The following is a 23,315-nucleotide window of genomic DNA, read 5'->3' as shown; positions in this document are numbered from 1 at the left end:
TAACGGATCAAGATGAAATTCAGTGTTCGGTTTTGAAGGTACGGAATAATCCTCAATAGCTCAGTCGGTAGAGCATTCGGCTGTTAACCGAAGTGTCGTAGGTTCGAGTCCTACTTGGGGAGCTGGTTGTACGGAGTTCTACAATCGAAGAGCCTGCGAGGCAGGAAAAACACGGCTCCGTGGTCAAGTGGTTAAGACATCGCCCTTTCACGGCGGTAACACGAGTTCGAGCCTCGTCGGAGTCATTACATGGTGACTTAGCCAAGTGGTAAGGCGTGGGACTGCAACTCCCTGATCGTCGGTTCAAATCCGTCAGTCACCTTTAAGAGTAAGTCTTAAATGCTAAGAGAAGCATTTAAGGCTTTTTTATTGTATAAATTATTGGTACAATTCTTCAATTCAGCGGTGTATAATTTATTTCAGATGATAAAAGAAAAGTTTTGTTCGCGTATAGACGGACTAAGGAGGGAGGAATTTCTAAAATGGAATCAATGGAAGATTTTAAGGATGAGATAGACAGATCCTTTAGACAGATTAAAGAGGGGGATATCCTTACAGGTACTGTAATTGGCATCGAGGATACCTATGTACTTCTTGATATCAAATATTACACTCAGGGTGTTATAAAGGCTGAGGATTTAAGTGATGATCCTAAGTTCAATATCAGAACTGACATCAAGGTCGGTGATGAGGTAGAGGCTACAGTAGTAGCAACCGATGATGGCAATGGCAACATTCTTCTTTCTAAGAAAGAGGCTACACAGGTTCTTGCCTGGGATAAGTTAAAGGCACTTCTTGAGAGCAAGGAGAACGTTACTGTTACTATAAGCGAAGCAGTTAAGAGTGGTGTTGTCTGCTACCTTGAGGGTATCAGAGCGTTTATTCCCGCTTCTAAGCTTTCACTTAACTACATCGAAGAGGATGCTCTTAATGACTTCGTAGGTAAGAAGTTAGAGGTTAGAGTTATCACTGCTGATGAGAAGGAAAAGAAGCTTGTTCTTTCAGCAAGAGAGATCTTAAGAGAGAAGGCAGATGAGGAGAGAGCTCAGAAGGTATCTAATGTTCAGGTAGGTCTTGTAACTGAGGGTACAGTTGAGAGTCTTCAGGACTATGGTGCATTCATTAACCTTGGTAACGGTCTTTCAGGTCTTGTGCATATTTCTCAGATCTCAAATCAGAGAATCGCTCATCCCAGCGCTGTTCTTAAGGTTGGTGATAAGGTTAAGGTCAAGGTTACAGCTATCAAGGACGGAAAGCTCAGTCTCAGCATGAAGGCTCTTCAGGACGTAGCTGCAACAGAGATTACAGAAGAGAAGATTGAATTTGAGAGCGAGGGTGAGGCTACAACTTCACTTGCAGATCTGTTAAAGAAGGCTGGTTTCTAATACTGTAGGCGACGGTTTTCATGGGGGAAAGGCGGTTAGCTATGGATGACAAGATTAGAGAGTTAAAAGAGCTTATAGATGGTTCTGACAATATCGTGTTCTTCGGAGGTGCAGGAGTATCTACGGAGAGCGGTGTTCCGGATTTTAGAAGTGAGGATGGTCTGTATCATCAGCACTACAAGTATCCTCCGGAGCAGATGCTTAGTCACAGCTTTTATATGAGAATGCCTGAGGAGTTTTTCAGATTCTATAAGGATAAGCTCCTTGTGAAGGGAATTAAGCCAAATAAGGCGCATTTAAAGCTCGCTGAGTGGGAAAAACAGGGTAAGCTTAAGGCTGTTATTACTCAGAATATTGATGGTCTTCATCAGGCTGCTGGAAGCAAAGAGGTATTGGAGCTCCACGGCAGCGTACACAGGAATTACTGTGAGAGATGCGGTAAATTCTATGACTTTGATTTCATGGCTGAGTGCGAGGGTGTTCCCTACTGCGACTGCGGCGGAAGGATTAAGCCTGACGTTGTTCTCTATGAAGAAGGCCTTGATATGGACGTCATGAGCAAAGCTGTTGGCTATATCTCTAATGCAGATGTGCTCATAATCGGCGGAACATCACTTGTTGTATATCCGGCAGCCGGACTTATTGATTATTATCGCGGTCACAAGCTTGTCTTGGTAAATAAGCAGGCGACGACAAGGGACTCTCAGGCGGATCTTGTGATCCAGGGACCTATTGGAGAGGTATTTAGCCAGCTATAGTATTAAAAAGCAGTTTTGGGTAATCGAAAACACTATATATAGAAGGAATGAATAGTCAGAATATTGGAAGCATATTCTGACTATCATAAATTAGGCCTTTTTTGCTTGCATGATTTCATATTTTGTGGTAAAGTCTATCTCTGTGATAATTTCCTTGTTACCGTACTGAAAACGGTAGCCAGAGACCAAAAGGAGGTAAAGAAAGCATGACAAAATATGAGTTAGCCGTTATCGTTAACGCAAAGATCGAAGACGACGCCAGAGCAGCAGCTGTTGACAAGTGCAAAGCTTTGATCGAGAGATTCGGCGGACAGATCACAAATGTTGATGAGTGGGGCAAGAAGAAGCTTGCTTACGAAATCGACAAGATGAATGAAGGCTTCTACTATTTCATTCACTTCGATGCAGAGCCTACAGCTCCTGCTGATATCGAGAAGCGTGTCCGCATCGTCGATGGCGTCATTCGTTATTTGCTTGTTAAGCAGGACGAGGCCTAAATAGAAAAGGACGAGAAAAAATATGAATAAAGTTATACTTATGGGACGTTTAACAAGAGATCCTGAGGTTAGATACTCTCAGGGGGAGAGTTCTCTTGCAATTGCAAGATACACACTTGCAGTAGACAGAAGATTCAACAGAAACAATCAGGACGGTCAGACAGCAGATTTCATTAACTGCGTAGCGTTTGGCAAGGCCGGAGAGTTCGCTGAGAAATATCTTAAAAAGGGAACCAAGATGGCCGTAACAGGCCGCATCCAGACTGGTAGCTATACCAATAAGGATGGCCAGAAAGTATACACTACTGAAGTTGTAGTTGAGGATCAGGAATTCGCTGAGAGCAAGAACGCTCAGGGCGGAAACGGAGGATTCTCAGGTGGCTCACAGCCCGTTGGATTCGATGCTCCTAGCAGCAACGGTCCTGCAGATGGTTTCATCAATGTTCCTGACGGAATTGATGAGGAGCTTCCATTCAATTAATTGATTTGTAATGCCCGATGGGCGTTGTCAACTGAAATTCGATAAGGAGGTACCACAATGGCTTTCAATAAGTCTGATAGAACCGATTCTCCTGTAAGAAGAAAAGGTGGTATGCACAGAAGAAAGAAAGTTTGCGTTTTCTGTGGAAAAGACAATGTTATTGATTACAAAGATACAGCAAAGCTGAAGAAGTTTGTTTCCGAGAGTGGAAAGATCCTTCCCAGACGTATCACAGGTAACTGCGCTAAGCATCAGAGAGAGCTTACATCAGCTATCAAGCGTGCAAGACACCTTGCACTTATGCCTTACGAGGCAGAATAATAGCATTGCTATTTGAATAGTTATTTAGAGACACTTTTTAGAAGAAATTCTAAGAAGTGTCTTTTTTTATCTCAAAATATCCTGTTCGAGGCTGACTATATAGAATATTCTCGATAGTTTTATAAAGGTTTAATTGTCAGCATATACGCTATTCCGTATAATTATTATGGTATATTGGGTTAGTATGAATTCGATTGGCCAAGGGATGAACTTCGATAAACTGCTTAGGGGGCTGATGGATTATGAATAGAAATCATACCAAGGGTTTTAAATATATATTGTCATTGACTATATTTGCAGCTTTGATCCTTGGGATACTATGCCCTTTGATTGGGACGGTATAGAGGAATTCCTGAAATAATTAACTTCTTCATATAGCTTTTTATTTATGCTATTATTATATGGTATATATAGGCGAGATATCGCATTATGGATGGAGAAAGAGGTTATGCCGAAGAATAGAATAAAGTTAAAGGGGAAACTGAAAACATTTCTTCGTATTTTTATTTATCTTGGAATACTTCTTGCGCTCGTGATGGTTGCTGTTTTTACAGTGGATTTCACTGCGGGGCTTATTGTTGCGGCATTTGCTGCTTTATATTTCATGGCTGTTTTGTATCTTGATTTTTACAACAAGCCGATCATTATGAATGAGCTGGTCAGCTTTGCTACTGAGTATGGCCAGATTCAGAAAAGGCTCTTAAGGGAGCTGGATCTTCCCCATGCGCTTTTGGATGATACCGGTAAGATTGTGTGGACTAATGCGGCCTTCGAGAAGGCTGTGCACCAGGAGAAGGGATTTCATAAGCCTATCTCTGTGCTTTTTCCCACTATCACTCCGGAGAGATTCCCTACAGGAGATGAGGAGTCTCATCAGGATGTCGAGTTCGAGGGTAATTTCTATACTCTGAAGATGAAGAAGATATCCCTTGAGGAGATGGCTCTTAACAGCGACATTATCGAGTCTGATGGATACGAGGGATACCTTATAGCGGTTTATCTCTTTGATGAGACAGCATTAAAACTGGCTATAAACGAGGTTGATTCCCAGAGTCTTGCTGCAGGTCTTATTTACATCGATAACTATGATGAGGCCTTGGAGAGCGTAGAGGAAGTCAGAAGATCTCTGCTCACAGCGCTTATCGATAGAAAGATCAATAAGTACATCGCAACCTGCGATGGTATTGCCAAGAAGATTGAGAAGGATAAGTACTTCGTAGTAATGCCTAAGAAGTCAGCGCAATACTTGAAGGAAGTCCGCTTCGATATCCTTGAGGATGTTAAGACTGTAAACATCGGTAACGAGATGGCGGTTACACTTAGTGTGGGCGTTGGTCTTGACGGTCTTTCCTATGCGCAGAACTATGAGTTTGCAAGAAATGCCATTGATGTCGCTCTCGGTAGAGGCGGTGACCAGGCTGTTGTTAAGACTCCGGATGAGATCATGTACTTCGGAGGAAAGAGCCAGAAGGTTGAGAAGAGTACCCGCGTTAAGGCGAGAGTTAAGGCTCATGCTCTTAAGGAGATCATAAACGGAAAAGATACCGTTATCGTTATGGGTCACAGACTTGGCGACGTTGACAGCTTTGGTTCATCCGTTGGTATTTACAGAATCGCCAAGACTCTGGATAGAAGATGCCATATCGTTTTAAATGATGTGACTAATTCAATGAAGCCTCTGGTTGACCTTTTCAAGGATAATCCGGAATACGAGTCTGATATGATCATCAGCAATCAGCAGGCTATTGATATTGCAGGTAATAACGTTGTTCTCGTGGTTGTGGATGTAAATAAGCCCAGTATCACTGAGTGTCCTGAGCTTCTTAAGTTCTGTAAGACCATAGTTGTGCTGGATCACCACAGACAGGGCGCTGAGGTAATTGAGAACGCTACGCTTTCATACGTAGAGCCCTATGCATCAAGTGCCTGCGAGATGGTTTCAGAGATTCTGCAGTATATTGACGAGACAGTTAAGATAAGACCTGAAGAGGCTGACAGTATGTATTCGGGAATTGTTGTAGATACCAACAATTTCATGAACAAGGCAGGTGTCAGAACCTTTGAGGCAGCAGCTTTCCTTAGAAGAAATGGTGCGGATGTTACACGCGTAAGAAAGCTCTTTAGAGAGGATGCAACTGAGTACAAGGCTAAGGCTGATGCGGTTGGTCAGGCTGAGATTTACCGCGGTGCCTATGCTATTTCAGTATGTGCAACTGAGGAGGTTCAGAGCCCTACGATTGTGGCTGCGCAGGCTGCAAACGAGCTTCTTAACATCAAGGGTGTTAAGGCCAGCTTTACGCTTACCCAGTATCAGAATCAGATCTATGTAAGTGCACGATCTATTGATGAAGTTAACGTGCAGATAATAATGGAGAAGCTTGGCGGCGGCGGACATATCAATTCTGCCGGATGTCAGTTTGAGGGCATTAGTAACGAAGAAGCTATCAATATGGTGAAGAGCACGCTTGATAGCATGATCGAGGCAGGAGAGCTCTCATAATTTCAATATTTGATATTTAAAGATTACGGAGGAGTATTTTCATGGAAGTTATATTGTTGGAGGACGTTAAGTCTCTTGGAAAAAAAGGTGACGTAGTCAAGGTTAGTGACGGTTACGCTTCTAATTTCATTTTGCCTAAAAAGCTCGGTGTCGAGGCTACAAAGGCAAATCTTACAAATCTCAAAAATCAGAAGGCAAAGGATGCCCGCGATGCGCAGGCTCTTCTTGAGAAGATGCAGGATTACGCAAAGGAGATCGAGAAGGCAACTGTTCGTCTCACCATGAAGGCAGGTGAGGGCGGAAGAGTTTTCGGTTCAGTTTCTTCCAAGGAGATTGCGACAGAGGCTAAGAAACAGTGCGGATTTGATATCGATAAGAAAAAGATTCAGCTCCCTGAACCCATCCGTACATTTGGTACAACAGAGGTTCCTGTAAAGCTTCATCCACAGGTTACTGCTACACTTAAGGTTTCTGTAACGGAGGCTTGATATGCCTGAAGAAAATGTAATACAGCGCACCATGCCCAACAGCCTTGAGGCTGAGCAGTCGGTGGTTGGTGCCATGATCATAGATAAGGATGCGATTCAGATTGCATCCGAGATCATAACCGGTGACGATTTTTATAACAGACAGCTGGGAATGCTATTCGAAGCCATGGTTGAGCTCCACAAGGAGGGAACACCTGTCGACGGCATCACTCTGCAGAATCATCTTAAGGAAAAGAATGCGCCTCCGCAGGTTTATGATATGAACTACATTCTGGGAATGGCTGAGGCCGTGCCCACTTCTGCTAACGTGAAGTTCTATGCGGAGATTGTTCATGAAAAGAGTAAGCTTAGAGAGCTCATTCATTCCTGCGGTGATATCATAAACAACTGCTACAACGACAACATGGATCTTCAGGATCTTATGACTGACACTGAGAAGGAGATTTTCAGAATCACACAGCTTCGTAACAGCGGTGAGTTCGTGCCTATCAGTGAAGTTGTAATGAATGCCCTTAATAAGATCGAGCAGGCAAGTAAGATGCAGGGAACTGTAACTGGTCTGTCCACAGGCTTTACGGATCTGGATTACAGAACGGCTGGATTCCAGCCCTCTGACCTTATTCTTATTGCGGCCCGTCCTTCAATGGGTAAGACGGCGTTTGTTTTGAATATTGCGCAGCATATGGCTTTCCATCAGGATAAAACCGTTGCGGTTTTCTCTCTGGAAATGTCAAAGGAGCAGCTGGTTAACCGTCTGATGTCAATGGAGTCACACGTTGATTCACAGCACATCAGAACAGGTAACATGACAGATATGGACTGGGAAAATCTTATCGAGAGTGCAGATCTTATCGGAAGGTCTCACCTTATTATCGATGACACCCCGGGTATATCAATCCAGGAGCTCCAGTCTAAGTGCAGAAAATTCAAGATGGAGCACAATCTCCATATTATCATGATCGACTACCTGCAGCTGATGAGTGGTAGCGGTAAGCGCTCCTCCGAGTCAAGACAGCAGGAGGTATCAGAGATTTCAAGATCACTTAAGGCTCTTGCCCGTGAGCTGAATGTGCCGGTTGTGGCGCTGTCACAGCTCTCCCGTGCGGTTGAGTCAAGACCTGATCACAGACCTATGATGTCAGACCTTCGTGAATCCGGAGCCATCGAGCAGGATGCGGATATGGTTATGTTCATCTATCGTGATGACTACTATAACAAGGATACCGACAGGAAGGGCGTATCAGAGATCATTATTGCTAAACAGAGAAATGGTCCGATTGGAACCGTTGAGCTGGCATGGTTGCCTGAGTTTACGAAGTTCGCGAACTTAGAGCCTTCCAGGAAGAGTAATATAGAATAATATCCCCTCATCCGTCACTTCGTGACGGATGAGGGTAATAAAAAACTCCGGAGCTTTCGCTTCGGAGTTTCTTGTTTTCATTTGCAATTGTGCAATTAGCCCTGAGAGATAGCTGAAACAGGGCACTGAGCTGCGCAAGAACCGCAGTCGATGCATGTATCAGGATCGATGTTGAACTGTGAGTCTCCCTGAGAAATAGCAGATACAGGGCACTGACCTGCACATGATCCGCAGCTGATGCAAGAATCACTAATAACGTATGCCATATCAAAAATCTCCTTCCTGAAATAAAAGTTAGTAATATGTGAGATGATCGGTATTAGCCGTTACCAATCCATATTACCTACTACAAAAGATATGATAATATAATTGTTTCTTTTTCGCAAGCAATTTAACGATAACTTTTATCTATAAAAAGGTTGTTTATAAAAGATTTATTTTTTTTATATTTTCGTTATTTTGTTTAGAAAAATTATCAATGCTAAAGCGTGGAAATGCCGTATTTGCGTTGACTTTGAATAATCACAATGTTAGAATTTAAATTGCGCGTAGTGCGCATATTAGCGGTTTTACGGCATAGGTGTGTAAAAGCTTAACATGCCTATCCTGGAAATCCAAGTCAAAGTAATCATAGGAATTCCGGTTTTTTTCTTTGCCCCTATGGTTACAATACATTATTTAAGGTAGGAGGAATAGAAATGGCAAGAAACATGAAAACCATGGACGGTAACGAAGCTGCTGCATATGCTTCATATGCATTCACTGAAGTTGCTGCCATGTACCCGATCACACCTTCATCAGTTATGCCTGAGCATGTTGATGAGTGGGCTACTGCCGGCAAGAAGAACATCTTCGGTCGTACAGTACAGATCACAGAGATGCAGTCCGAGGCAGGTGCAGCAGGTGCTGTACACGGATCTCTTGTAGCAGGTGCACTTACATCTACTTACACTGCATCACAGGGACTTCTTCTTATGATCCCCGATATCTACAAAGTAGCAGGTGAGAGACTCCCCGGTGTATTCAATGTATCAGCTCGTTGTGTGGCTTCACATGCGCTGAACATCTTCGGCGATCACTCTGACGTTTATGCATGCCGCCAGACTGGTGCAGCAATGCTCTGCAGCTCAAGTGTACAGGAGGTTATGGATCTTACACCTGTATCTTACATGGCTGCTATCGAGGGAAAACTTCCTTTCATTAATTTCTTTGATGGTTTCCGTACATCACACGAAATCCAGAAGATCGAGGTTTGGGATTACAAGGATCTCGACGAGATGGTAAATCACGAGGCAATTGACGAGTTCAAGGCTAACGCTCTTAACCCGAATCACCCTCGTCAGATGGGTTCAGCTCAGAACCCTGATATCTTCTTCCAGGCAAGAGAAGCTTGCAACACTGGTTATGATGAGCTTCCTGCAATTGTTCAGAAGTACATGGACAAGGTTAATGCTAAGCTTGGAACAGATTACAAGCTCTTCAACTACTACGGAGCTGCTGATGCTGAGACAATCATCATCGCTATGGGTTCTGTAAACGATACAATCGAAGAGACAATCGACTACCTTGCAAACAAGGGCCAGAAGGTCGGCGTAGTTAAGGTTAGACTTTATCGTCCTTTCGATGCTAAGGCACTTGCCAGCGCTATCCCTGCAAGCGTTAAGAGAATCGCTGTTCTTGACAGAACAAAGGAGCCCGGTTCTTACCGTGAGCCTCTTGCTCTTGATGTTATTGCAGCTCTTAAGGGCACTAAGTTTGAGTCAGTTCCTGTTATGTGCGGGCGTTACGGTCTTGGTTCTAAGGATACAACTCCTGAGCAGATCGTTGCTGTATTCAACAACACAGATAAGGAACAGTTCACAATCGGTATCAATGATGATGTAACACATCTTTCACTTGATGCAGGTGCTCCCCTTGTTACAACTCCCGAGGGAACAACAAACTGTAAGTTCTGGGGTCTTGGTGCTGACGGTACTGTTGGTGCTAACAAGAACTCCATCAAGATCATTGGTGATAACACAGATATGTATGCTCAGGCATACTTTGATTATGACTCTAAGAAGTCAGGTGGTGTTACAATGTCTCACCTTAGATTTGGTAAGACTCCTATCAAGTCAACTTACCTCATCAAGAAGGCTAACTTTGTAGCTTGCCACAATCCTTCATACATCCGCAAGTTCAACATGGTTCAGGAGCTTGTTGATGGAGGATCATTCCTTCTTAACTGCCCTTGGACAGTAGATCAGCTTGAGGCTGAGATCCCCGGACAGGTTAAGAAGTTCATGTATGACCACAAGATCAACTTCTACATCATGAACGGTTCTAAGATCGGTGTTGAAGTAGGTATGGGTCCTACAAGAATTAACACAATCCTTCAGTCTGCATTCTTCAACATCACAAAGATCATTCCTGAAGAAGATGCAATCAAGTTCATGAAGGATGCTGCTCAGAAGACATACGGCCGTAAGGGTGAAGATGTCGTTAAGAAGAACTGGGATGCTATCGATGCAGGTGCTGATCCGAAGAACCTCATCAAGGTAGAGATTCCTGAAAGCTGGAAGGATGCTAAGGACGAAGGCCTTGAGTTCACAGAAGCTAAGGGCGATCGTAAGGACGTTGTAGATTTCGTTAACAATATCCAGTCCAAGGTTAACTCTCAGGAAGGTAACACTCTTAAGGTTTCTGACCTTCTTCCTTATGTTGACGGTTCTACACCTAGTGGATCTGCTGCATTCGAGAAGAGAGGTATCGCAGTTAACGTTCCGAAGTGGGATGCTACAAAGTGCGTAGAGTGTGGATTCTGTTCACTCGTTTGTCCTCACGCTGCAATCAGAACAGTTGCTCTTACAGACGACGAAGTTGCTAAGGCTCCTGAAGGACTTCAGACAAAGGATCTCAACGGAGTTCCCGGATACAAGTTCTCAGTTGTTATCTCTGCACTTGATTGTACAGGTTGCGGATCTTGCGCTAATGTCTGCGTAGGTAACAAGGCTGGCGAGACACTTAAGATGGGTGCTATCGCAGAGAACAAGGACGAGCAGAAGTACTTCGACTATGCAGTTAAGACTCCTGTTAAGACAGAAGTTGTTGAGAAGCTTAAAGAGACAACAATCAGAGGTTCACAGTTCAAGCAGCCTCTCCTTGAGTTCTCAGGCGCTTGCGCAGGTTGTGGTGAGACACCTTATGTTAAGCTTGTTACTCAGCTCTTTGGTGACAGAATGTACGTTGCTAACGCTACAGGATGTACATCAATCTGGGGTAACTCCTCACCTTCAACACCTTACACAGTAAACGAAAAGGGTCAGGGTCCTGCATGGGATAACTCCCTGTTCGAGGATAACGCTGAGTTTGGTTTCGGTATGGTTCTTGCACAGAACGCACTCCGTGACGCTATTAAGGAAAAGGTAGAAGAGATCGTTGCTGCTGGCGGTTCTGCTAAGGATGCTGCTCAGAAGTATCTCGATACATTTGCTAACGGCGCTACAAACACAGCTGCTACAGAAGAGCTCGTAGCTGCACTTGCAAGCGACAGCTCAGATGCTGCTAAGTATGTTCTTAAGAATAAGGACTTCGCAGCTAAGAAGTCACAGTGGATCTTCGGTGGTGACGGATGGGCATTCGATATCGGATTCGGTGGTCTCGATCACGTACTTGCTTCCGGTAAGGATGTAAACGTTCTCGTTGTTAACACTGAGGTTTACTCAAATACAGGTGGACAGTCTTCAAAGGCTACTCCTACAGGTGCTGTAGCACAGTTCGCTGCAGGCGGTAAGGAGATCAAGCAGAAGGATCTTGCTTCTATCGCAATGAGCTATGGTTATGTATACGTTGCTCAGATCGCTATGGGTGCTGATATGAACCAGACACTTAAGGCAATCGCAGAGGCTGAGGCATATCCGGGACCTTCACTCATCATCGCTTATGCTCCTTGTATCAACCAGGGTCTTAAGGCCGGCATGAACAAGGTTATGGACGAAGAGAAGAAGGCAGTTGCTACAGGATACTGGCATATGTTCAGATTCAATCCTGCTGCAGAGCAGAAGTTCTCACTTGACAGCAAGGCTCCTACAGAGGAGTATCAGGACTTCCTTGACGGTGAGGTTAGATACCTTTCACTTAAGCTCAAGAATCCTGAGAGAGCACAGAAGCTCTATGCTAAGTCTAAGGAGAACGCTCAGGAGCGTCTTGACTACCTGAACAAGCTCGTTACTCTTTATTCTAAATAAAAGTAATCACTTAGCGCGGTTTTTTCGAGCTTAGTGTACTACTTTGTTCTGGCGAGCGAAGCGAGAGCAGAACTACATTATGAAATTTTGGAAAGGCTTCGGAGAGAAATCTCCGGAGCCTTTTTACTTAGGAAAAAATGCATATTAGAGCAATAAAAAACCGAGGCCATAAACCTCGGTTTTAGTAGTTCATATTAAATCTGTGAAAGCTTCTGAATAGCCTCGTCCTTAATGATCACGCTGTAGTGCTCATTGAGGAACTGCTCGCTGATGGAGCTTGAGGACTCTGACTTACCATATTCGGAAAGTAGAGTGCAGAGCTTCTGAAGGTTAGCAGCTGATTCATTATCAGGATGGATCAACAGATAGAGCCTTCCGGTTGAGTCATTTTTATACAAAGTATTCCTTACGGACAAAGTTACCTTATTAAGTGATGAGAACTCCATCACGTCATGCATTGATCCGAATGAGAAAAGGAAGAAGGGATCAACACCAGGTTTACCGGTGCTTCCTGAAGCAGCAGGTCTAGCCTTTGCAGGCTTGCTGTTACCAAGAACCCTGTCAATCATATCGGAATCTGTAGCTGTATCATTTTTGAGCTTCTGGAAAAGATCCATAACGTCTTCTTCAGACTCATCATCATCCTCAGAGCCAGTGATCTCGCTCTGAAGTGCGGGTGAGAAGTTGGCAAAGCGTGTGTCAAGCTCCTCGGGATCTTCTACTTTAGTTATAATGAGAACGATGCACTCGGAATTGATCGGAACAGCTTCGATCATAAGAGGAATGTCCTCCGCGTCGAATCCGAACTGGTAGCTGGCCTGCTGCATCATATCGCGAAACAGGTCCTTAGCTTTATCTGTTCCATATGCAAGCTCGCTGATCTTAAGCTCTCTGCTTGCTAAATCTTCCTTTGTGAGTGTGCATCGAATCTGAGAATCATTAACTCGTTCGATTTTCATGCGATGCCCTCCCTATCTATATAAAGGTTATAGTAAAATCTAGTAATGGTTTTTATATGTTAAATGAAACAACAACGTGTGTCAATAGATGTATCGGTATGTTTTAAAATTTCATACATATGAAGAAAATTATAAATTTATAAAATATTGAAATTCGTTGTTGACATTATGATTAGCGTCGTGTATATTACATACTCGTGGTGCCTCTGTAAAGAGTATCAGGGAGGAGGCATGTACACAAACAGTTTAATAAAAATGTTTCACACAGTCTGTGTGGAACGTCTTACAAGATCAACCGATAATCTCGGAATGAAATCAAAAAATATACCTGTATCCATTTACAAACAAACAACAAACTTGCAGGAATAGTTTTTAGAAGATAAAGATTGTGATACAACAGTGGCACCAGTGCCATTAGTCGGCGATCTCTGATCTTACTTTTATTACCCGGAGAATTATTCTATCAGACTTATAAGAAGCACTTGGGAAATTATCACTAGGTAGAGGATTGATACGAATCCGCTTGCTCTTTTTGGTGTCTGAAGGTCTATTCTCATATCGAAACAGTTGACAAAAAAAGCAGATTGAAAAGGAATTCATCATGTTGGCCCCACCAGCAGAGTACATGCCGGAATTAAGACAAGTTAAGGCATTCTATGATTTTTTAAGATTTGTCCATGGGTAAGAAGCACAATATCAGATGAATCGCCGAGAAAATGGCAACAAAACAGAATATTATGGTATAATGAGGCGATTGAAAGGAGTCGGTATTTTTAAATGAAAAAAAAGATTAAACCGGTGATTATCATAATCGCCCTTATTATAATTATTGGACTTATATATGCAGCACAGATTTTACTGGAGCATTTTTCATATACAAAGGATAAAGCAGATTTAAACGAGTACTACGGACTTACGGATGCAAAGCAGGCAGTTCTTTTCATAGATGACGAGCTCATGGAGGAGAAGGCGGCCTATTTAAATGAGAAGTTCTATCTTGATTACAATCTGGTTCATCAGTATGTAAGCAGCAGATTCTACTATGGCGCTGCGGACGGAATCATAGTTTATACGGGACCTAATGCGATCTATACCTGCGCTGTGGGTGACAGTACTATCACTTCTACAGCGGGAGACAGCATAAGTCTTGATACAGCTGCTGCAATTCTTGAGGGTGAGACTCTTTATGTTTCACTTGATTACATCAGCATGTTTACGGATAACACCTACCAGGGCTTTGTGGACGAGGGTCCTGCGAGAGTAAGGATATTCACTGCGCCCGGCAAAGAGGTTCAGGTCGGAACTCTGAAAAAGGACATCGCAATAAGAAGGCTCGGCGGAAGAAAGAGCGAGGTTGTCAGCACCGCGATGGCAGGAACTGTGACCGTTGTGGAGCAGATGGAGGAGTGGTCAAGGATCATAACAGCCGATGCTCAGATAGGATATGTTGAGAACAAGCATCTGAAGGATATCGCACCCGGAGTACTTACAGGTGATGCTAATCCGAACAAGGTGGGCCTTGGTGAGTACACCTCCATTTCCATGGAAGGTAAGATCAACATGGGCTTCCATCCCATCGGTGGAATCGCAGGTAATGAGTCAGTTTCAGGTATTATCTCTCAGGCGAAGAGTCTTAACGTGATCGCACCTACATGGTTCTCACTTTCAGATACCGAGGGCAATATCTCTAGCTATGCAACACACGATTACATAACAGCTGCACATGCCAGCGGAATTCAGGTATGGGCTGTTGTTGATAACTTTAATAATGAGAATAAGCCGGATACAGAGGCTGTGCTTTCAAGCGCTTCTGCCCGTGCAAACCTTATTTCTAACCTTTTGGCTCAGCAGGCTGAGTACGGCTTCGAGGGAATAAATGTTGACTTCGAGCTTATCGGCGAGAGCTACGCGGAGTCCTATGTTGAGTTCTTAAGAGAGCTTTCAGTGGCTTGCCGCCAGAATAATATAATCATGTCTATCGACAACTATGTGCCGATGGATTTCAACGATCACTATGATCTCACAGAGCAGGGCATTGTTGCTGACTATGTGGTAATCATGGGATACGACGAGCACTATGCAGGCTCTGAGGAAGCCGGTTCAGTTGCTTCTATCAGCTATGTGTCTACAGGAATTGAAAAAGCGCTGGAGGAGGTTCCTGCTTCCAAGCTTGTAAATGCAGTTCCTTTTTATACAAGACTCTGGACAACCAGCGGAGGAGAGCTCTCAAGTAAAGCTCTTCACATGGATGGAGCAGCAAGCTTTATCTCTGAAAACGGCATCGAGCTTAAGTGGGATGAGGCGACCTGCCAGTACTACGGCGAAAAGACAGCCGAGAATGGCGATTTCTATCAGATATGGAATGAGGATGCGAGATCCTTAGAGGCTAAGCTTGGCGTTATGCAGAGCAAAGGAATTGCTGGCGTTGCAGAGTGGGCTCTTGGCTTTGAGTCACCTGATGCATGGGATGTTATCGCGGATTATATGAGTAAGTAATTGAGGTTTTAAATAGAAGTAACAGATGGAAACAGAAGTAGTAATAATAGACGAACAGAATATAGATGAAAAGGCCCTTGAAGCTTTAAAGCATGCAGGGGAGATAATTAAAAAGGGAGGGCTTGTCGCTTTTCCTACAGAGACCGTGTACGGACTTGGCGGAGATGCGCTTAATCCAGAGTCCTCTAAGAAGATCTACGCCGCTAAGGGCAGACCTTCAGATAATCCACTTATAGTTCATGTGGCGGATATGGAATCAATAGAGAAGATAGTTAAGGAAGTTCCGGAGGAAGCCTATAAGCTTGCAGATGCGGTCTGGCCGGGACCTCTTACCATGATCATGAATAAATCAGATGCCGTTCCCTATGAGACCACGGGGGGACTTGATACTGTGGCGATCAGAATGCCAAGTAACAAGATTGCGGCTGAGCTGATAAGGCAGTCGGGAGGCTATATAGCTGCTCCCAGTGCTAATCTGTCAGGAAGACCAAGTCCCACGGAGGCGAAGTACTGCGTGGAGGACTTGGACGGCAGAGTTGAGATGATAATCGACGGAGGCCAGGTTGGAATAGGCCTAGAGTCCACAATAGTTGATCTTACTGTGGAGCCTCCGATGATACTTAGACCCGGATATGTCACAAGGGAGATGCTTGATGATATCTTAGGCGGTGTCAGCATAGATAAGACGATTCTTAGTGCTGACAGCGGTGTTAAGCCCAAGGCTCCGGGAATGAAGTACAGACATTATGCACCTAAGGGTGACCTCACAATAGTTGAGGGAGATCCCGAAAAGGTTACCGAATATATAAATAAGGAAATCGAAAAGCTTCGCGCGGAGGGTGTTAAGACCGGTGTTATAGCTACATCAGAGACACGAGATCTGTATAAAGCGGATGTTGTTAAAAGCGCAGGTAACAGAGACGACGAGGAAGAGATTGCAAGGAACCTTTTTAGCATACTCAGACAGTTCGATGATGAGAATGTAGGCTGCATGTATTCCGAGGCTTTTAATGAGAACGGGATCGGACAGGCCATAATGAACAGACTTCTTAAGGCAGCAGGCCATAAGGTAGTCAGGATCTGACAGGAAAAGTAAACAGTTGCGGCCGCTATTTTTATATAGTAGGAACTGCAATAAATATAAAAAGAGGAGTATGAAAAAATGATAGCACTTGGTAGTGATCACGGCGGATTTGACATTAAACAGGTGGTAATCGAGCACCTTAAGGAGAGAGGCATTGAGTACAAGGACTTTGGTACCTATGACAAGAACTCCTGCGATTACCCGATTTTCGGTAAGGCAGCAGCTGAGGCTGTAGCAAACGGCGAGTGTGAGAAGGGTATTGTTATCTGCACAACAGGTATCGGTATCTCAATCGTTGCCAACAAGGTTAAGGGCGTTAGATGTGCACTTTGCAGCGAGCCTCATTCAGCCAGACTTACAAGAGAGCATAACGATGCCAACGTACTTGCAATGGGCGGGGCACTTATCGGTCCCGACATGGCAATCGATATCGTTGATACCTTCCTGGATACAGACTTCTCAGGACTTGAGAAGCATGTAAGAAGAATCGGCGAGATTACTGATATGGAGTAATACCCTCATCGGCACAGCGTGCCACCTTCTGCCTGTAAGGCAAGGTGAATAAGAGGGTAGAAATTGAAAAAGGGGGACTGGAGTATGAAAAGAGAAGATTACATATCCTGGGATGAGTATTTCATGGGCGTTGCAAAGCTTGCAGCTATGCGCTCAAAGGATCCTAACACTCAGGTTGGAACCTGTATCGTAAGTCAGGACAACAAGATTTTATCCATGGGATATAACGGATTCCCTATCGGCTGTGACGATGACAGCTTCCCTTGGGAGAGGGACGGGGAGGATGAACTTTCTACAAAATATCCTTATGTTACCCACAGTGAGCTAAATGCCATTCTTAATTACAGAGGCGGAAGTCTTGATGGCGCAAAGCTCTATGTATCACTTTTTCCCTGCAATGAATGTGCAAAGGCTATCATTCAGTCGGGGATAAAGGAAGTAGTATATGACAGTGATAAGTACAGCTCATCAGCAGCAACGAGAGCATCCAAGAAGATGTTCGATGCCGCTGGAGTTAAGTACACTGCATATAGCAGATCAGGTAAAAATATCCATATAGAAATATAAAACAAAAACTATCAGAGGTTGAGAGTGAAAAGTTATTGGGGAAAGGCCTTTCGCCTCAGCGCACTTGCGCTGTTGCCGGTTTTATGCCTAAATCTGGGAAAGCCGGCGATAAGTGTACATGCAACAGAGGAAACCAAGAAGGCACTTCAGGAAGCAAAGGATAAACTTAATAATACTAAGGATCAGCTGAGTGATACTCAGGATCAGCTTGAGGAAAAAAAGGACGACATCGGTAATCTCCATAAGGAGAAAACTGTCCTTGAGAGTAAGCTGAACGATCTGAATGAGCAGCTTGCTGAGGTTAGCAGCAACTTAGAAGACCTTGAAGGACAGATAGAAGTCAAGGAGGAGGAGATAAGTACCACTCAGGATGAGCTGGCTGCTGCTATAAGCACAAGGGACGAGCAGTACGCAGCCATGAAAAAGCGCGTGCAGTTCATCTATGAGAAGCAGGGCTTCATGCTCCTTGATATGCTGACAGATGTGGGTGGTTTTGCTGATTTCCTTAATCAGAGTGACTATGTTGCGGCGCTTTCGGCCTATGATAGAAAAATGCTCGAGCAGTACAAGGAAACCTGTGTGAATATCGATGCCAAGGAAAAGGCTCTCCAGACTGAAAAAGCAGAGCTTGATGAGTGCAAGGATCAGGTTGAGGCTGAGCAGAGCAGAGTTTCCGGTCTTGTCACTGAGACCAACGGAAGTATCAGCCAGTATAAGCAGAATATTTCTACTGCCGAGGAAGAGGCAAAGGATATAGAGGAGCAGGCAAGGGCATACGAGTCCCAGGTCGAGGAGCAGAATAAAGATGTAAAGGCTCTTGAGGCTAAGCTTGCTGAGGAAATAAGACTGTCAAAGCTGGCAGCGAAATCAAAATGGAGAAATATCTCAGAAGTAAGTTTTGCAGAGGGTGACAGATACCTTCTTGCGAATCTTATCTACTGCGAGGCAGGTGGTGAGCCCTACGAGGGTAAGGTCGCTGTTGGTGCAGTAGTTATTAACAGGGTTTTGAGCTCGGTCTACCCGGATACGGTAGTCGGAGTTATATATCAGTCAGGACAGTTTTCACCTGTCGGAAGCGGAAGGCTTGCGCTTGCACTTGCTAACGGAAGTGCTACAGAATCTTGTTATCAGGCAGCAGACGCTGCCATGGGCGGAGCCACAAACGTAGGAAACTGCGTATACTTCCGTACTCCTATTCCGGGACTTTCCGGAATAAATATCGGCGGACACGTATTCTACTGATCCAGAACCTTTGCAGCGAGAGCCTTTATAATAGGCGCTTCAAGGGCAGAAATGCTGTTTTCATAAATCGCATCCATAAGATCACCGAGAGAGGTGAGAGCCTGTCTTAGCTGCTTTTCATCTATGAGCTGCTTTTCGAAGGCTTCTGCTAACTCATCAAGATCAAGGATGCGTATCTTGCCGTCGGGGTAGATGACCACATCGGCGAGAAGATCGAGGGTAAGAACAGAATTCTCCTCAGGTCCTTTCTGATAATCCACGATATCGCAGTACCAGTACATAAGGCTGGAATCTGCGCGGTAAAATTTGCTAATCTTGTATCCGCGTTTTAAATAATAGATGGAATATCCGTGAGACAGATCAGACCGGGGATGTATCGCTTTCCATGCAGTGACAATAGTGTTATCATCACATTGCAGGATTTGATCATCCTTCAAAAGAATACATTCATCCGGAATAATACGTTTGCGGTAAAGAACAGGGTAACTCATGATTCCCCCTATCTGCGCTATCATGCGCTGGCTATAAACGTTTAGAAGTTAGAAAAATATTACCGCGATGAGTGTAATAAGTCAATGGAATTAAGGATTAGGATTTGTAATGAAAAACGCTATCTTTAAGATAATATATACAATAGTAGTATTTATAGTTTCCATATTTCTGATAGGGCACTTCACCAATGTTGAGACTGTCGACATGACAGCCAAGATGGGTGCTCCTACTTTTCCCACTGTAACATTTGATTCTAACGGAAAACAGGTGAATATGCTTCATGGGTACGCCACAGAGATGGATGTGGCCCATATGAGAGGAGAGATCCTGCTCACAACAGCTCAAAGAGGCATATCCTTCCAGATGAATACCTATGGAGAGGACGTAACGGATTTAAAATTCGAGGTAAGACAGGCTTCAGGTAACAGTCTTGTAGAGAATTCCGAGATCACGGACTTTTCAAGGGACGGAGATATCATCAAGGGGAGCTTTACGATGAAGGATTTGATCGACGCAGGTCACGAGTACATGCTGGTTCTTCTTGCTAACGTTAACGGCCAGACAGCAAGGTACTACACAAGGATCATGTGGCCTGAGAGTGACGAATCCTTCCATGTGAACGAGGCTGTGGACTTTGCACTGAACTTCAGCAGTAAGACCTTCGATAAGGTGGCAGCTTCTGAGGAAATATCAAATTATCTTGAATCCAACGCAGATGAAGATAATACGAGCTTTTCTCATGTGAGCATAAACAGCAGCTTTGATCAGGTAACCTGGGGTGATCTTAATATAGCAAGTCACTCTGAGCCGAAGATCTTTATCAGGGATATTCAGCCCCAGACTTCGACAATCGACCTGGAATACCAGGTTGTTCAGAAGACTGTGGATGGATCAGAGAAGCTCTACGATGTCGAGGAAGCCTACAGAATAAGATACACGACCGACAGAATCTACCTCCTCAATTTTGACAGAAAAATGAATTATGTGTTCAATGCGGACACCTCAGATCTTACGGATAATGTCATAAGTTTGTGGATAACTGATCCCGGTGTCTCTATAAAGGAGAGCGACGGTGGCGGCGTTTTTGCCTTTATCAGTCAGGACAGACTTTATGTTTACAATAGTACAAGTAACAAGATAGCTCTGGTATTTGGATTCTATAACGAGGATTACGCGGACGACAGAGCGACCTATAAAGGAAATACGATTCATATCCTGAACGTTGATGAAGCAGGAAATGTACGCTTTGCGGTTTCCGGTTACATGAACCGCGGAGATCACGAGGGATGCGTTGGTAATGCTATTTATAACTATGACTCACAGCTTAACACCATCGAGGAGATGGCCTTTATCCCCTCCAATCTTCACCAGGATATAGTTCGCGCTTATTCTGAAAATGTGCTGTTTGCCAGCACTGGCGGTGACCTTTTCATGAAGGTTGAGGGCGATATCTATATGATCGATCTTGAGCAGCGAAACCAGAAGAAGCTTATCGAGAACATTTCGGAGGACAGATACTGCATCTCTGATACAGGAAGCATAATCGCATGGCAGGATGTGGATAACAAGAGTGTGCAGATCATGAACCTGAGCACTCAGGCGCAGTCAGATATACAGGCTGAATCAGGCGACCTCATAAGGGTTCTGGGCTTCATGGGTGAGGACCTTGTTTACGGAATGGTTCATGAGTATGACGTTCATACGGATCGTATGGGAACCAAGGTCTACGGAATGTACAGCGTCCACATTGTGGATAGCGAAGGTAATATCTTAGAGAATTACAGCCCCAACCAGGGTGTTGTTACAGATATTTCCATCGAGGATAACCTTATAAGATTATCAAGGGCTGCTTGGAATGATGGTAGCGGTCTCTACGACGAGCTGATTGATGACCAGATCATGAGTACTCTTAAGAAAGAGGTCGGAAGCAACTTCGTTACAGTGGCAGCTACTGAAAATTATAAGAATGTCACTCAGATAAATGTAAAGAGTAACATCAAGAAGAAGTCACTTATAGTTCAGACACCGAACATGACCCTGTATGAAGGAAGCCGCGAGGTAGATATAAAGTCAGACAGAGATGCTGAGACAGAACCCTACTACTTCGTATATGGGCTTTACGGCCTTGAAAAGGTATGTGACAATCCGGCAGAAGCGGTAACAAGCGCTTACAATGCTACCGGAGTTGTGACAAATGATGTGAATCAGTATGTATGGGTAAGAGGTAACCTTCTTGCTTCAAATCAGATCATGTATATAACGAACCTCGCTGAGGACTGGGAGAATATGTCTTCCGAGGATTCGACAAGCGTATGTCTCGACCTTATACTGCAGCACAAGGGTATAAGCGTTAATGCAAAGTCCATGCTGGAGCAGGGAGATTCTGTAGTGGATATCCTCTCAAACAGCCTTGTTAATACGAGAATACTTGAGCTTGACGGATGTCCCATGGAGGCAATGCTCTACTATGTAAATCAGGACATTCCTGTTATGGCTACATTAAACGACGGTAACAGCCTTCTTATCATAGGCTTCAATGATCTAAATACGGTTCTTCTCGAACCCTCAACTGGTCAAGTTTATAAGCTGGGAAGGGGCGACACCACATCTCTTCTTGAGAACAATGGTAACCACTTCATAACCTATCTGCCGGGACTTGAAAACTGATTATGGAACAAATGAAAACCACCAGGACTTTGGAAATCCTGGTGGTTATATTTTTGTTGTTTTTTATTATCTAATATTATTACTGAGGATCTTTCTCAAGCTCGCCGTTTTTATATCTTGCGATGATGCTGTTAATACGCTCAACAGGATTAAGAAGATCGCTGATAGAAGCGTCGTGGTTAAGAGTATCGATGAGGTAAGCGATGTACTTACTCATATCACAGCTGATGTACCAGTCACGGGAGAGAAGCTCGGGTGTCTGATAAATAAGGTTAGTTGTGAGTACTCTGTCGATGAGGCCTTCCTCATGAGCCTTATCAAATTTATCAAGACCGTTTGTGAAGAGTCCGAATGTAGAGAATGCAAAGATTCTTGCTGCCTTTCTCTGCTTAAGAGCTCTTGCAACGTCGAAGATACTCTCACCTGAGGAGATCATATCGTCTACGATGATAACGTCCTTGCCCTCAACTGAAGTTCCGAGGAACTCATGAGATACGATAGGATTTCTTCCATCCACAACCTGAGTGTAGTCACGGCGCTTGTAGAACATTCCAACGTCGAGACCCATAACGCTTGCAAGATAGATTGCACGGCCCATTCCGCCTTCATCAGGGGAAATAACCATCATGTGGTCTGAATCGATCTGAAGGTCATTTATATTTTTAAGAAGTGCTTTTATGAACTGGTAAGTAGTACGAACGGTTTCAAATCCGCTTAAAGGAATAGCATTCTGTACTCTGGGATCGTGAGCATCAAATGTGATGATGTTGTCAACGCCCATTCCTACGAGCTCCTGAAGTGCGATTGCGCAGTCAAGAGATTCTCTGGAAGTACGCTTATGCTGACGGCTCTCATAAAGGAAAGGCATGATAACTGTGATTCTTCTGGCCTTACCACCTACTGCCGCGATTATTCTCTTAAGATCCTGATAGTGATCATCAGGAGACATGTGGTTTTCTTTTCCGAAAAGTGAATAAGTAAGAGAGTGGTTACAAACGTCAACCATGAGGTAGAGATCGTCACCTCTTACAGACTGCTTGATCACACCCTTGGCTTCACCGCTTCCGAATCTCGGAACCTCAGCCTTCAAAAGGTAGGAGGGACGTTCATAGCCTGTAAATGCAAGGCTGCCCTTGTGCTCGTTCTCGCGTTCCTGACGCCACTTTACGAGGTAGTAGTCTACCTTTTCACCAAGTGACTCGCATCCCTTAAGGGGAATGATTCCCAATGATCCAACAGGGATAGTTTCAAGGTTACGTTTTTCTTCTCTTCTTGGCAT

The 23,315-nt window shown here is 44.1% G+C and carries 19 protein-coding genes and 3 tRNA genes; 18 read left to right on the top strand and 4 right to left on the bottom strand.

All coding sequences use genetic code 11. The features are described from left to right. Positions 1-49 precede the first annotated feature (49 nt). The 11 genes from G587_RS0106265 to dnaB all read left to right on the top strand — a co-directional run bounded on the left by G587_RS0106265 (position 50) and on the right by dnaB (position 7,790). Positions 50-122: transfer RNA gene (locus G587_RS0106265), tRNA-Asn, on the top strand. A gap of 51 nt (positions 123-173) precedes the next feature. Then, positions 174-245 (top strand) — tRNA-Glu (locus tag G587_RS0106260). Between the two features lie 6 nt (positions 246-251). Next, positions 252-322: transfer RNA gene (locus G587_RS0106255), tRNA-Cys, on the top strand. A 160-nt stretch (positions 323-482) separates the two neighbouring features. Further along, positions 483-1,385 (top strand): S1 RNA-binding domain-containing protein, encoded by a 903-nt coding sequence (locus G587_RS0106250; protein ID WP_026491527.1) that lies wholly within the window; start codon positions 483-485, stop codon positions 1,383-1,385. Positions 1,386-1,426: 41 nt separating this feature from the next. Next, positions 1,427-2,143 (top strand): NAD-dependent protein deacylase, encoded by a 717-nt coding sequence (locus G587_RS0106245; protein WP_026491526.1) that lies wholly within the window; start codon positions 1,427-1,429, stop codon positions 2,141-2,143. Between the two features lie 206 nt (positions 2,144-2,349). Further along, entirely contained in the window at positions 2,350-2,640 is a 291-nt protein-coding gene (gene rpsF / locus G587_RS0106240) for a 30S ribosomal protein S6 (protein ID WP_022763530.1), read from the top strand. Positions 2,641-2,662: 22 nt separating this feature from the next. Beyond that, a complete protein-coding gene (locus G587_RS0106235; protein ID WP_026491525.1) occupies positions 2,663-3,121 on the top strand; it encodes a single-stranded DNA-binding protein in 459 nt (152 codons plus the stop codon). Positions 3,122-3,178: 57 nt separating this feature from the next. Next, the gene (gene rpsR, locus G587_RS0106230; RefSeq protein ID WP_022763528.1) at positions 3,179-3,442 is read left to right on the top strand and encodes a 30S ribosomal protein S18; all 264 of its coding nucleotides are present in this window, start codon (positions 3,179-3,181) and stop codon (positions 3,440-3,442) included. A gap of 448 nt (positions 3,443-3,890) precedes the next feature. After that, positions 3,891-5,942 carry a DHH family phosphoesterase gene (locus tag G587_RS0106225; RefSeq protein WP_026491524.1) on the top strand — a complete coding sequence of 684 codons (2,052 nt, stop codon included), beginning with the start codon at positions 3,891-3,893 and terminating at the stop codon, positions 5,940-5,942. Between the two features lie 41 nt (positions 5,943-5,983). Then, on the top strand, positions 5,984-6,430 hold the full coding sequence (rplI, locus tag G587_RS0106220; RefSeq protein ID WP_026491523.1) for a 50S ribosomal protein L9: 447 nt from the start codon (positions 5,984-5,986) through the stop codon (positions 6,428-6,430). A 1-nt stretch (position 6,431) separates the two neighbouring features. Next, positions 6,432-7,790, top strand: coding sequence for a replicative DNA helicase (dnaB, locus tag G587_RS0106215; RefSeq protein WP_026491522.1), 1,359 nt, complete (start codon positions 6,432-6,434; stop codon positions 7,788-7,790). A gap of 95 nt (positions 7,791-7,885) precedes the next feature. On the opposite strand, the gene G587_RS0106210 is transcribed toward dnaB, so the two are convergent. Continuing rightward, positions 7,886-8,056, bottom strand: coding sequence for a DUF362 domain-containing protein (locus G587_RS0106210; protein ID WP_022760404.1), 171 nt, complete (start codon positions 8,054-8,056; stop codon positions 7,886-7,888). Between the two features lie 432 nt (positions 8,057-8,488). On the opposite strand from G587_RS0106210, the gene nifJ reads away from it, so the two are divergent. Further along, positions 8,489-12,016, top strand: coding sequence for a pyruvate:ferredoxin (flavodoxin) oxidoreductase (nifJ, locus tag G587_RS0106205; RefSeq protein ID WP_026491521.1), 3,528 nt, complete (start codon positions 8,489-8,491; stop codon positions 12,014-12,016). Positions 12,017-12,210: 194 nt separating this feature from the next. On the opposite strand, the gene G587_RS0106200 is transcribed toward nifJ, so the two are convergent. After that, positions 12,211-12,975 (bottom strand): adaptor protein MecA, encoded by a 765-nt coding sequence (locus G587_RS0106200; protein ID WP_026491520.1) that lies wholly within the window; start codon positions 12,973-12,975, stop codon positions 12,211-12,213. 777 nt (positions 12,976-13,752) lie between these two features. Here G587_RS0106200 and G587_RS0106195 point away from each other — a divergent pair. From G587_RS0106195 to G587_RS0106175, 5 genes are all read left to right on the top strand, one after another. Then, positions 13,753-15,471, top strand: coding sequence for a glycosyl hydrolase family 18 protein (locus G587_RS0106195; RefSeq protein ID WP_026491519.1), 1,719 nt, complete (start codon positions 13,753-13,755; stop codon positions 15,469-15,471). Between the two features lie 25 nt (positions 15,472-15,496). Next, positions 15,497-16,555: an L-threonylcarbamoyladenylate synthase gene (locus G587_RS0106190; RefSeq protein ID WP_026491518.1), complete on the top strand. Its 1,059-nt coding sequence runs from the start codon at positions 15,497-15,499 to the stop codon at positions 16,553-16,555. 78 nt (positions 16,556-16,633) lie between these two features. Next, a complete protein-coding gene (gene rpiB / locus G587_RS0106185) occupies positions 16,634-17,068 on the top strand; it encodes a ribose 5-phosphate isomerase B (RefSeq protein WP_026491517.1) in 435 nt (144 codons plus the stop codon). 84 nt (positions 17,069-17,152) lie between these two features. Beyond that, a complete protein-coding gene (locus G587_RS0106180) occupies positions 17,153-17,635 on the top strand; it encodes a deoxycytidylate deaminase (protein WP_026491516.1) in 483 nt (160 codons plus the stop codon). Between the two features lie 24 nt (positions 17,636-17,659). Continuing rightward, the gene (locus tag G587_RS0106175; protein ID WP_155829440.1) at positions 17,660-18,877 is read left to right on the top strand and encodes a cell wall hydrolase; all 1,218 of its coding nucleotides are present in this window, start codon (positions 17,660-17,662) and stop codon (positions 18,875-18,877) included. Here G587_RS0106175 and G587_RS0106170 read toward each other — a convergent pair. Continuing rightward, a complete protein-coding gene (locus tag G587_RS0106170; RefSeq protein ID WP_026491514.1) occupies positions 18,871-19,368 on the bottom strand; it encodes a DUF402 domain-containing protein in 498 nt (165 codons plus the stop codon). The two genes, G587_RS0106175 and G587_RS0106170, sit on opposite strands and share 7 nt — an antisense overlap. Before the next feature lie 109 nt (positions 19,369-19,477). On the opposite strand from G587_RS0106170, the gene G587_RS0106165 reads away from it, so the two are divergent. Beyond that, positions 19,478-22,036: a hypothetical protein gene (locus tag G587_RS0106165; RefSeq protein ID WP_026491513.1), complete on the top strand. Its 2,559-nt coding sequence runs from the start codon at positions 19,478-19,480 to the stop codon at positions 22,034-22,036. A gap of 79 nt (positions 22,037-22,115) precedes the next feature. Here G587_RS0106165 and G587_RS0106160 read toward each other — a convergent pair whose 3' ends face one another. After that, positions 22,116-23,315, bottom strand: coding sequence for a ribose-phosphate pyrophosphokinase (locus G587_RS0106160; protein ID WP_026491512.1), 1,200 nt, complete (start codon positions 23,313-23,315; stop codon positions 22,116-22,118).

The sequence above is a fragment of the Butyrivibrio sp. XPD2002 genome (genome assembly GCF_000423945.1).
Taxonomy (GTDB): domain Bacteria; phylum Bacillota; class Clostridia; order Lachnospirales; family Lachnospiraceae; genus Butyrivibrio.
Note: the sequence above shows the minus strand (reverse complement) of the source record. Positions and strands in the feature narration are given on the sequence as shown.